This window comes from Desulfonema magnum (genome assembly GCF_017377395.1).
GTDB classification, from domain to species: domain Bacteria; phylum Desulfobacterota; class Desulfobacteria; order Desulfobacterales; family 4be13; genus Desulfonema_C; species Desulfonema_C magnum.
In genome coordinates this window covers 2664878-2677478 of record NZ_CP061800.1, presented here as the reverse complement: position 1 = coordinate 2677478, position 12601 = coordinate 2664878, and the positions used below count along the sequence as shown (strand labels likewise).

Here is a 12601-nt window from a genome sequence, read left to right as displayed (position 1 = left end):
TTATCTGACCTCTATTCCTCTTTTTGCGGCAATAATGATTTCATCTCGTGTGAAAGCCACGGCCTGTTTTTTATTTTTCTCTATTCTTTGTATGCTGACATTTTTATTGTCAGCGTCTTTGTCACATAAAATAGTTGCAAGGCTGGACCAGCAATCGCTGTTATGAGTTGTTGCAAAAACCTGAACATTCAGACGCTCGGCAGTTTTGGCGATCAGTTTCCACATATCCTCCATTACGGTAAAATGCAGCCCTGTGTCAATCTCATCTACCAGCAATATGCCTTCTTTTGCCTTTATCAACGCCAGAGTGATGCCCAGCATACGCCAAATTCCGTCTCCCATGCTTCCTATGGGAATCCGCTGGTCAATTCCCTTGCATTTGACGACAAGTCCTCCTATTGTTCCTGAATATGACAATCCTCCTCTTTTTTCGCTCCCCAAAGATGCTATTCTTTCAATGGTCGGCTCAATATGCCTTATTGACTCAATAACAAGTTGTTCATCAGGAGTGAGAACAATGTCTTCAAACAGCGGGACGATCTCGTCAGCAGACAAAGATAAGGTTGAGACAAAAAGAGATTTTCCTGCCTGTCTTGGCGGATATGTTCTGAGTATCTTGTATGAAAGTCCGCCCTGGTGGCTTAAACGGAGTTTCAGGTTCAGGGGTTCTGTTTCGTGATTCCAGGTCAGTTTTAAGATATAAGGGCTTAAAAATTCATAGCTGTCATCAGGCAAGCTTTCGGATTCGCTCTCCTGAATCTCTGCCTGTACGGTATCAGCAGAAGTCATACGCTTTCCGCTTATTGAAAATTGGCTGTCCTGTTGCATTTCATATCCGTAAAACAAACGGCATATATCCATCTCCAAATCCGATTTTATCTGAGCGTCGGGCCACTTATGTTCACCTCTGCGTCTCATGGCACCGAAAATCGGTCTCAGATTTCCCCGGGAAGCAAGAAATTCCAAGGCTTCAAGAACCGAAGTCTTGCCCCCGTTATTAGAGCCTACCAGAAGGTTAATGCGCCCCAGATCATTCAGGCTGAAATCCTTAAATCCTCTGAATCCTGTTATTTTTAATTCTGTTATCATATTATTCATCTTTGTAATATAACGCTTCTGATTTATAAAGAATTAAATCAGATACCGGGACGGAAATTGATACCGGGGCCGGGCTTGACAGACATGCCGCTCCTCAACCGAAAACTGTTCAATAACAAAATTGTCACCGGGAATCGGCCTGCCAAGTTCATGATAAGCGAGCATCATCTCATTCAGGGCATCTTTCAACATTGCACGGCATTCCCCTCTGTGATCACTTCAGGCCATTCGGCCAGTTTTCCAGTATAGCCTGAAGCGGTTTTCGTATATTCAGTAGATCGAAAAGAATTTATAACCTACTGTTTCCAAATCAGTTACGAGGAGTGCAAAAATGAAGCGAACGCGGAATTTTTGCAAAAATTCCGCGTTCGCTTCATTTTTGCACTCCTTTTATCCCGAAAAGTTTTCGATCTACTGATATTTGGCAGTGTAATGAATCATAAAATTTCCTCATGAGCTTTCGTGGCTGGCTTTAGCCAGCTTTGGCTTTCATCGCCGGAACTGATTCCGGGGCTTTGGATTATGGCATCTGAAAATTCTTATACTCAGTTCTGCTCATGTCAAAAGCCGGATCAACGATTTTCACCGCTTCGTGGTTTATTCGTCTTCTGTTTGTGAATGCTGACCGGTCGCACTTTCAGTAAGCAAATCCTGCAAACTGCCCCGGGTACCGACCTGAAATTCTTCGTAAACAGCAGGCTTTTCCGGAATCTTCAATCCCTTACAAATGCCTTGATAAATCTCCTCCAATGATCGCTTCTGCTCACACATATTTTTTATCTGATCCTGCGGAAATGGCTTGTTATCCGTGGTATTCATGTTGGAGTATTCCAGACTTTGAAATGTCCATTTTTTCATCCGATACTTGCACTGAGAAAAATATTTGTCCGTGTTTTTGATCACAATATATAGATTGTCAGCAAGTTGCACCTCTGCCGCATAATCCTTATCTCTATTGGTGTATGTTATTGTCGCATGAATGGGCAATAAGAGAATTCTCGATATTTGCGGAAGATTTTGAAATGTCCGGATCACTCTGAAAGTGTTTTCGATTTCAATCTTATAAACCGGGCTTTTCAGGTCATCATGGGACATGGGATTCAGCACAAGGGTCTTGTAGCGTCTGATTCCCTCCTGCGCCTCTTGTGGCAGGGGAACTTTGCAATCTTCAAAAAACTTTTCAAGGTTGTTGATCAGGGTTTCAAGATGGGTAATGTCAGTTGTGCCAAAATCTTTGTTCTGAGAAGTTTTATATGTTTCCGGCAAAAGTTTCTTAATCTGCCTTTCCAGTGCTTTCCTCAGATAATTGGCACACGCGGGATAATCCTTGATTTTGAAATAATCCTCTGCTTTCTCAAAATAGGTTTTTGAAGGGTCAATGATTAAAGGAACTTCAAACCTGTTTCCGTTAATCTCTTTTGTATCGGCATACATTTCAATGGACTTCCACTTGTCCCCTTCAAAATAGTCACGCATCAGCTCAAACCATGCTCTGTCGTATGTGGTCAGAAAAATCTGAAAATCAGCAAAGTTATCTTTCAAAATCCGTAACAGCGGAATCCGGTTCGACATGTCCAGTCCGATGAAAATATCATCAAGAAACAGCATCTTATAATTCTCTGGTTCTGGAATGATTTTTAACGAAGATAAGTACATGCACAACGCTAACGCGGACAGGCGTGCCTCATTTAAAAAATCTTCATACCTGCTTGTGACACTCTCGCCAAAGTATGTTGGTGTGATCGTGATCTCTTTACCAGCAAGAACTTTTTTACTGCCTGTTTTTTGAATGCTGAGACTCGGCTTTTCAAAGGTGAGGGTCACATGGTGATTGAAATAGCGATTCAGCCAATCGTTTGTTTTATCAGCCAAATCTCGCAAAAATTCCTCCAAGCCATTATTGAAGTTCGGCAAGGTGGTATTGGTCACCTGTTTATACTTCTTTGTAGAGGCTTTCAACTGTAACGCATTGTTAATTTCAATCCAATCTTCTCCGAATGTCTGATTGGTTTTGGAATTTTTATGGTAGGGTAAAATGGTTTCAATGAGGATGGAAAACAGATCCGGACGTTTTGCTTCATTTTCGGCCAAATAGACGCGTAGCAGGCGTTTGTAGGTGAAGAACGGATTATGGCGATGCGTGTCTGTCAGAAAGTTCTGACTTGGCATGGGTGATATACTGTCATTCTGATAGATAAAAGTCTGATCAGTATCCATGATGACTCTGACATAAGGAGAATTGCCGTCAAATATGTTTGCAGCGATGGATTTTGGCTGGTTCCCTGCCGCGAAGAAATCTTCCAAGGCTTTATACAAAGAGCTTTTGCCGCTCCCGTTTTCGCCGTAAATCAACATGCTCTTTCCTTGGACTGAAATGGTATGTGTGCCATAAAAAGCACGGTAATTCTTTAATTCTATGGTTCTGATCTTCATTATGCATGAACCTCCAATCCTTTGACAATTCGTACTTCTCTGACGCTTTCCAGATAATATAGCCGTTGTCTGACCGGATGCTCACGGTCATACAGCCGGGTAAATACGGTTCTGATAAGTGCCAATGTCTCTTCCTGAGATGCTGCCGGTGTGAGCGCAGGCAAGTCGTCCAAATATTTCAGAATATCCTTTCCTGCATCTTTCAGACTCTCTTCGAAATACAACTCATACACGCCCCCATCTGTCATCTGTTCAAAAAATGATGACATCACCCGGTCTTTTGCCGTGGGCAGCGTGGATTCGATCTTTTTGAGGAACAGAATATAGTCCGCAAGGGTGATGAAAAGTTCCTGCTCAGATGGCGAAATTCTTATGATGGGAATTTTTTCCACAGAGATTTTTTTATACTCGATGCAGTCCCCTTCACGTCGTCGCCCGGTCTGCCGCATATAATAATCCGAAATTTCCGAGTTCAGCAGGGCAAGGAGATATTTGATTTCCTGCGGATGTGTCGTATTCTTCATTGTCAGCAGATTGGACGGGGCCGTAAGGTAAAAATGCTCGGTGTCGAGCGCAAATTCCGGGTTCGGCGTCAGATGAGGCCAGATAATTTTCGGCTTTTCAAAATTCTTATGATAGGCTGTGGTGTTCTGAGTTTCAAACCATTTGTAAGAACCGGCTTTTCTCCCTTTCCAATCACCTTTAAAGCCTTTTGGCATGGGTTCCAATCGTTCTCTGTAATTGCTCAGATATTCTTTTGTTCCATGATATTGATCAATATCAAGATGCAGACTCGGAAATGTGCCAATCAGCCATTGATCCTTGAAATCTGTTGTCCATTTTTTAATATCTTTTCCAGTCAGAACAGGTTTGAGGAGCTCCGCATCTTTGGGGGCTTGGGCAAGTCTGTTTTTGCTCTTCCCGTCAATGATAAATGCATTGTTGAAACCTGTTGTAATGCCATTATTGATTACAACATCCCAGTTTTTTAAGGGAATCCCCTGTTTCTCAATTCGGGTGATGATCTCGGATCTCAGCCTGTCATATCTGCTTTGTTTCTCCATGCTGTGTTCCGGAGCCTCAAAAAGACGGACATCCGCGTCAGGGAGAGGTCCCTGTCCGAAATGGCGGGTTGGTTTCTGAATTTTCTGTTTCATCATTCAATTCTCTTTCCGTTGTTTCATCAAGGTAAATACTCGGACATAAGTTTTTGCATATTTTCTGTCATAGGCGGATGTACAAAAAATTTATGTCCGGATACTTATCATCACAAGCCGGGCTATGGTGTCTGAAAATTCTCATACTCGGCCCTGCTCATGGCAAATTCCGGGTCAACGATTTTCACCTCTTCGTGGGTGAGGTCGTAGAGTTTATAGACCATGAGGTCTATTTGTTTTTCAAGAGAGGTAGTGTCAGCATCAGAGTTTTTATTTTTTATGCTGAGGATATTATCAACAATATTCTCAATAAGCTTCGTTTTTTTGGTGACGGGAATGGGAAATTTTTTCATAAACACAGCACTTGGTTCATAGTAACCGTTTTGAAGTTTTGCCAATAGTTTTTCAAACAGCCACATGACAACGCTGGAATTTAACACAGCAAGCAAATATTTTGACGCATCTGGAATAATAAAAGCTTTTTGGTTTGCATAGAACTTGGTTTCATCCCAAGCAAATTCATTACGTTTACATATGTTAGGATAAACAATTTTGGGTATCTCAAATTCGCCCCAATATTTGCAAGTCCTGAGCTCCCAAAAATACTTCCCCTGATCATCCCTATTTATTAAGCGTTTTCTAAATTTTTGAAAATAAGCATGAATTGCAGGATAAGTTTTTGAAAAAATCTCTTCAGCTTGCTTTTGCGGTTTGTCAGACCAAGGGTGTTGAACATTAGCGGAAGATTCAATCTTTATAAGGTATTGATTTGCAAAATTTACTTGCCAGCGTTTCACATCTTTTCCTCGCAGAAAAAGTTTCAAAACTTTAGTTGAAGACGGATTGTCATTAATAAGACTATCTCTCGTCGATTGGTCAACGATAAATGCGTCATTCAATCCTGTTTTAATACCATTATAAAAACGTCCCGCTACATACTCTCCCAAAGGTTTACCGCTATTATGCAATTTTTCAAGCAGTCTGAAAACTTTCTCACTCTCAAGCCTCCAAGCCTCGGCGTTCAGTCTTACTTGAGAAAGAGAAAAACTTTTTCTTTCAAAAATTTCGGGAAACACTTCTATCGGATTACCAATTTCCCAATTCAAGGCGCGGATATTTGATTCTTTGACATTGGCAGACTTTTCAAAGACAATAATACTGGGATAAGCAATAGCCGTAAAAACAGGCGCATCACCAAAATCTATAAGCTGATGGATACAAACATTGTTCCTTAAAAATTCACGAAGTTTTTTCCCATAAACTGCCCGAAAATATTTGTTGGAAGAAATAAATGAAAGAATACCGCCCGGTTTGAGAGAATTAAAACCTTGTTCATAAAAAAAGACATACAAATCAGAAGTTCCAGTATAGCATTTGTATTGCTTTTTTAAAATCGGCTTTAAATGTTTAATTTTTTCATGCCTCACATACGGCGGATTCCCAATCACAATATCAAACCCGTCCCTTATCCCGAACATCCACTCCGGATCAAAGAAATCCGCAGACGCATTCTGGTTGTACGGGGCCCAGTTTGCCAGCAGCTTTGCCGTGGTTTCGTCACCAAAGCTTTCCGCCAGAAGTTCCGCAATCCTCTCCCGGATTTCTTTGTCTGCGTTTCGGTGTTTTCTCTTGGTTTTCGGAGTCTTTGCGCTGAAATGCTTATGCCGGATCTCTTTCAGCTCATTTTCCAAGTCTTCAATCTCAAGATTGTCAGAAATGCCGCGCTGCTCTTTGGGCTTCTCAATTCCCATCAGCGTATTTGCCGCCACAAACTTGGTCTCAAGATTTGGCAGGGGTCGGATGCCGCAATTCTCTTTTGTCCTGTCAACCCTCTGCTCCGCCACCAGGGAAATGAAAAACCGGAGCATGCTGATCTGAACCGCTACGGGCTGAATATCCACGCCATAGATGCAGTTTTCTATGAGATAAAGCTTTCTGCCATAATCCGACATATTAAAATTAAACGCATGTTCTATCTCATAAAGCTTCAGTTGCCTTTCTTCCCTGTTCTCGGAATTATAAGCGTTCTCCGTTTCCTGAACCGCCTTCTCCTTTTGCAGTTCCCGCCACATGCTGTTATCCGCATCAAGCTTGCCCAGAATGAAAACCAGCTTGTGCAGTATTCCCATGGGAAACGCCCCGGAACCGCAGGCCGGATCAAGTATTTTCAGTTCAGAAATTGCCCTGACAATCGTTGAAGCCTCGTCCTCATTAAAGAGATGCGCCTCCTCGGTGTAGGCAAAAAGAATATCCAGACCGGTTTTGATATCCTCGTCCGTTGCCTTGCGCCCCATTTTCTTTGCAGCAAGCGTGGAAATCGAAGCCTTGAGACTCTCATCCGCCATATAATCAACAATCTCCCTGGGCGTATAAAAAGAGCCAGTCTGTTTTCTCGCAGTGGTCCGGGTCTCAGGATTGTACGATGCCAGAAGGTTTTCAAACACCTTCCCGAGCAGCTCCGGATCCAGTGCGATCTCCTCGGTGATGGGCGTGTTTTCCATGATGGTGAATTTGTATTTGTTTAAGAGATGAATCAGCCCTTTTGCCTTGTAAGTCTTGCCTCTCGTGCCAAAAACCTGATTCAGATCAACCGCCGTGTCATGGCCGAAAAAGAGAAAATCCGGGACTTTCAGCGGATTGTCGTCTCTGTCTGAAAAACCGTCAATACGGATGACCTTATCTCCGCCTTTGGGTCCCTTTTCCGTGGGATGTGGCTTGTCCAGACAGTCGAAAAGTCCCCCGTTCAGGAACGGAATCTCTTCAAACAATTTCAATATCTCATCCGGCGGAATACAAAACAAATGCTCGTACCGGTAAAGATTTGTCACATTATAGTGTTGCCTGGATTTTCGGACACCTCGTTTGTCCTGTTCCTGATTCAGCGTCGCAAAAAAGAGATTTTGCAGGATGGCCTTGTAAAAATTGCTATCATTTTTATCCTCGAAATTCAGAATCTGATTCAGCTTTTCCCTGTCAAAAAGATGTTGGGGAATCAGCCCCTTTTCCTTGACAAACCAGACAAATATCAGCCGTGTCAGGAGCCGGATGATCGCGGTGGCATTCCTGACCTCCTCATTTTTCTCAGCATCTTTGGGAAAGGTGACATTCCCAACAGCCCAGAAATACCAGTTCGCAAGTTCTTTGTAGAATCGTTTGTTCAGCTCCGAGCAGTCCAGCACCTTGTGCCAGGCATTGTGAAGTTCCACAAAATTGCTGACCGCATGATGTTTTCTTAATTCCTCCAGAGTCAGATCATGCAATATCTCGATATGGGCACGGTGCGGATCATCCATCCGGATATCTTTGACAAGGGTTACTTTTTCAAGCACATCTCTGGTCTCATCCCTTTTGTGCAGCCTTCTCTTGATCACCGAAAGCGTGAGATGTCCGCCATACACAAAAAGCAGCATCACCGGCATGGAAAACACCCGGTTCATCTGCCGGGTGATGTCGGAAAGAACCGTGCGGGAGTGTTCCTCATCTCTCAGTCTGATGGCGAAAAACAGGTAGGCTTCGATGATCGTGTCATCCACCTTCTTTGTGTCAAAAAGCATCTCCTGATTTGTCATCTCGGATTCTGACAACTGAAAAAGCAGTTCCACGCGTTCCCAATGGTCCGTCAAAGCTCTCCGCTCAAATTTCCTAAGATCGGGAATATTGTCGTTTTCCTCCAGAAAGTTCTCATAAAATCCCTGATATGTCGGGAAATCAAGCCTGCTTTGTCTTTCCGTATTGTATCCCAGTGTGTCGAACAAGCGGATGCCCGCGTCAAAAAGATCGTCAGTGCCGAAATTGCGTATTGCGTTTTGGATTTGCTGTTTCATTGTTTAAACCTGTAAACATATCGTTCATGCGGAGCTTGGTCGCTGTTTTATCCGACTGTGCCACTGTCTGTCCTGGGTAATGATAGTCCCACCTCTTCCAAAACCTCATCAAGAGGAATTCCAGGATCATGGCCGCACTCCGCCTTTGCTTTCCTCAAATCAAGTAAATCTTCATAATCTTCAATCATTTCTCTGATTTTGGAGAATTCCTGATAAGATAAAATCACAAACTCATTTTTGCCATCTTTTTTAATGAACTGGGGATTTAACTGCATTGCTCACTCCTTATTTTGAATACGCATCCCGGCGATGTTTTATGCGATATACCACAACAGTTGTCTTTTCTATTTCAAATAAAACCCTCCACTTTCCGACTCTTAATCTGTACTCCGGCGTAAAATTCGTTAATTGCTTGACATTGCCGGATAAATTGTTTTCCAGATGCTTTAGTTTTTCAACAATTCTCAGAATATCTGATTTAGGAATATTTTTCAAATCTTTTATAGCGCGCTTTTTCAGTTCAATTGAATATTTCATAAGCGATTACTTTACAGTCAATGTTCTGAGTTTGAACATTTGTCATACCTCCTGCAAAAATTCCGTTCCGCTTCGTTCCATTGTTGCTCTCAGGAGTTGGGGGATTAATCTTTCGGGCTTTCCTTACTTAATCACCAGCCAGCTAATCAGTTCAAACTGCCCGCTTTCTTCAGCCTGCTTCTTCTTAGGGATAAGCGGCGCGCCTCTGCTCCGAGTCAGCCTTATATTTGCCTTTTTCTTGAACACCGATCTTATCTCACTGATTGCCCTGCTCAACAGCATATTGTAGTTCCGCATCTCAGAACCGTTCTTTGTTTCCTTGTTAAACAAATCGCATAAAATGTCATAAGGCTTCTCAACCCCGTTGCCCAGGAGCCTGAAAATCTCAAGAATCTGTTTGGCATGGGTATAATTGAAACGAACCGTGCCGTCTCTCCTCACATAGACCAGAAAATATGGCGACAGCGGATTCACAGATTCATTTCCCTGGGTGTCGCCCTTTTGTCTCAGGCAGAAAATGACTCCGGGCCGGATAATCTCCCTGGCACTCTCGCTTATCTTTCCGACCCTGGAAGGCTTGAAATGCTCGCTCTCCGGCGAAGGCACCACCGCATAAAGTCCCAGCGGGGCTTTCTGAAGTTTCTCCCGATTCTTTTCAATATAGTTTGCCAGCTCCACCCTGAAATCGTCCAGCGTGAACTCGCTCAGAGAGACATTCTCATCCAATTCCTCCAGATCAAGCACCTCTTTTTTCAGACGCTTCAACTGCCGGCTTCTGAAACTGAGGTCATCTTCGATCAGGTCCTTTATCTGTTCCGCGTCCAGAAGATTATCCTCGCCGGTAGCGGTAATATCCACCAGCGCCATTCTTGCTTCCACCCGGTCTTTGAGATTGATGTAATTGTTGAGATCGTCCGTGGGCCAGAAATTCACCAACTGAATTTTCTCATTTTTGCTGCCCAGCCGGTCAATCCGTCCGAACCGCTGGATAATTCTCACCGGATTCCAATGAATGTCATAATTGATCAGATAATCGCAGTCCTGAAGATTCTGCCCCTCGGAAATGCAGTCCGTGGCAATGAGAACGGAGATTTCCTCATCCTGCGGCATGTCCCTTATCTTGTCTCTGTTTTTGGAGATCGGTGAGAAATTCGTAAGAATATGTTCAAACCGGCTTTTTCCCAGACTGGTTTTGTTTGTGCCGCTGCCGGAAACCAGCGCGATATGCAGATTCAACTCATCTCTCACAAATTGGAAGAGATTCTCATGCAAATACTTTGCAGTATCTGTAAATGCCGTGAAAATAATAATCTTTTTATTTTCATCATTGATGGGATGTTTTATTTTTTCTCTAATCAGGGACTTTAACACTGCCAGTTTCTTGTCCCTGTCCGGCGTAACTGCTTTTGCGGTATGTTTAAGCAGAACCAGCGCGTCCTTGTCACTTTTCAAATCCTTCAGCCAAAGGTCCAAATCCAGATGTTCAAGATGATATCTCAGTTTTTTGCCGATACTGTTCGCATCATTCAGCTCCGCATCATCCGCATCATACATCTCAGGAGATTCAATCTCCGGTGAATCAGATCCGGCATCTTTGTAAGCGCGGATACGTTCCTCCAAGCCTGTGATTTTCTCAATGGTTCTTTCCATGGATATCTCAAAAGATGCAATGGAGCTTTCAAGCCTTTTCAGGAAATTCACCTTCATCATGCCGATGAGATAATGCTCCCGCCGTTCCTGAGAAAATGCGGTGATTGCCCTGCCTGCCTTTTTCTCATAAACACCTTTCCATTCATCTCTGACATAGGCCCAGGGATTGAACAGGGAGAGTTTGTAAGTCATAATTTCCGTGTTTATCCTGTCATAAGCGGGAAACTCATCTTTTGTGTCAATATCCGGTGCCTTTGAAATCACTGGCAATCTTATGGGAAACGCGCCGATGCGTTTCACCTCATCCTTGTAATAGGTCTGAATATGCTTTCTGGAACGGGCAATGGTGAGTTCGTCAAGGAGTTTGAAAAAAGAGGAGTCAAGTTTGTCAAGAAGCGTTTTCACATCCCGCACCTGATGCTTTCCGGGATCAGCCCAGCGGGTAAAGACCTTCTGCGCCTCTTTCATGGTATGCGCGAGATGTTTCACCCCGGTCTTCTCATAAAACGAATCATCTTTTCCGCCGGAAATAAAATAGAGCTGGTTTCTCAGGTCTTTCAGATCATTGTTCACGGGTGTCGCGGACAGGAGAAGCACTTTTGTGCGAACACCGGAATTGATAATGTCGCTCATCAGTTTCTCATATCTGCTTTTCCTGATGATGTTCCCTTCCTCATCTCTCTGTCCTTTGGCATTGTTCCTGAAATTGTGCGATTCATCTATGACCACAAGATCATAGTTGCCCCAGTTGATGAGACTCAGTTCAATGCTGCTGACGGAGCGTCCTGATTCGCGGGAGAGATCCGTGTGGCAGAGAACCGTGTAACCAAGTCTGTCATCAACCAGCGGATTGAGCAGGCTGTTGTTCTGCGCCTGATACATGGTCCAGTTGTCACTCAGTTTTTTGGGGCAAAGTACCAGCACTTTGTTGTTGAGCAGTTCAAAATATTTTATCACCGCCAGCGCCTCAAAGGTCTTTCCAAGTCCCACACTGTCCGCAAGCACACATCCGCCATGCCTGAGCATTTTGTTTACAGCGCCTTTTACAGCGTCTTTTTGAAACGCATAGAGCATATTCCAGATGTTTGTGTCAAAAAAACCGATAGTTTCATCCAGAAGCCCCTGGCCGGCCTGTTCTGAGAGAAACTTCTCAAACAGATGATACAGTGTCTTAAAATAGATAAACTCAGGATCATTTTCCGCATAAAGCTGCTCAAGGTATCGAAGCACATCTTCCTTGACATCCTCCACCAGCGATGTATCTTCCCATATTTCCCTGAACCACTTCAGCAGGTCTGCCCTGTCCCTGTCATCCGTGGCTTCCATGTTCAGTTCGATATTGGAATTTCCGCCCAGTCCGAGTCCTCTTACAGTGAAATTCGAACTCCCGAGTATGGCCTTCTGAACGCCGTTGTTGCGGATATGATACATCTTGCCGTGGAGAAAATTCGACTTTACCACGGATCTGATATTGACCCTGGCCTCTATCCAGTCACTGCATTCTTTTGCAACGGATTTCTGTCCGAGCCTGTTATGCAGGGGAATCACCAGTTGGTCATCTTGGATTTCAAATTCTTTTTTATCGGTTTTTGAAGGATCAAGGGTATTGATAAAAGCGGGTTCGCCAAACAGAAAATCAAGGGATTCAACAGTATCAAGTTTGTCTTTTAGGTGATGATACGCGTAAATCGTAAAATAGGCGGATACAACAGAAAGTCTGCTCCCCTCGTCAATCTCTTGTTTTAAAAAACTGCCGACACTTCCTCTGTTATGATTATCCTTTATTGAAGAAGGTATCTGAGTCATGTTTTTTTCCTTATATTAACACAATGTGCAACTTAAATGCCACGAAAACAAAAAGTTAAATGCCACGAAGACACAAAGCCACGAAGGTTCACGAAG

The 12601-nt window shown here is 43.4% G+C and carries 8 protein-coding genes; all 8 read right to left on the bottom strand.

Features of this window, described 5'->3' with window-relative positions; translation table 11 throughout:
• Complete coding sequence (locus dnm_RS10755) at positions 1–1089, bottom strand: AAA family ATPase (protein WP_207682650.1); 1089 nt, start codon at positions 1087–1089, stop codon at positions 1–3.
• A gap of 42 nt (positions 1090–1131) precedes the next feature.
• A complete protein-coding gene (locus dnm_RS10750) occupies positions 1132–1290 on the bottom strand; it encodes a hypothetical protein (RefSeq protein ID WP_207682649.1) in 159 nt (52 codons plus the stop codon).
• Positions 1291–1695: 405 nt separating this feature from the next.
• The gene (locus tag dnm_RS10745; RefSeq protein ID WP_207682648.1) at positions 1696–3531 is read right to left on the bottom strand and encodes an AAA family ATPase; all 1836 of its coding nucleotides are present in this window, start codon (positions 3529–3531) and stop codon (positions 1696–1698) included.
• A complete protein-coding gene (locus dnm_RS10740) occupies positions 3531–4691 on the bottom strand; it encodes a TaqI-like C-terminal specificity domain-containing protein (protein WP_207682647.1) in 1161 nt (386 codons plus the stop codon). The genes dnm_RS10745 and dnm_RS10740 overlap by 1 nt, the downstream gene beginning before the upstream one ends.
• Before the next feature lie 119 nt (positions 4692–4810).
• The gene (locus dnm_RS10735; RefSeq protein ID WP_207682646.1) at positions 4811–8512 is read right to left on the bottom strand and encodes an Eco57I restriction-modification methylase domain-containing protein; all 3702 of its coding nucleotides are present in this window, start codon (positions 8510–8512) and stop codon (positions 4811–4813) included.
• A gap of 47 nt (positions 8513–8559) precedes the next feature.
• Positions 8560–8787: a hypothetical protein gene (locus dnm_RS10730; RefSeq protein WP_207682645.1), complete on the bottom strand. Its 228-nt coding sequence runs from the start codon at positions 8785–8787 to the stop codon at positions 8560–8562.
• Positions 8788–8797: 10 nt separating this feature from the next.
• Positions 8798–9049, bottom strand: a complete 252-nt coding sequence (locus dnm_RS10725; RefSeq protein WP_207682644.1) for a type II toxin-antitoxin system RelE family toxin — start codon at positions 9047–9049, stop codon at positions 8798–8800.
• 123 nt (positions 9050–9172) lie between these two features.
• Positions 9173–12505: a DEAD/DEAH box helicase family protein gene (locus dnm_RS10720; RefSeq protein ID WP_207682643.1), complete on the bottom strand. Its 3333-nt coding sequence runs from the start codon at positions 12503–12505 to the stop codon at positions 9173–9175.
• Positions 12506–12601: the final 96 nt, after the last annotated feature.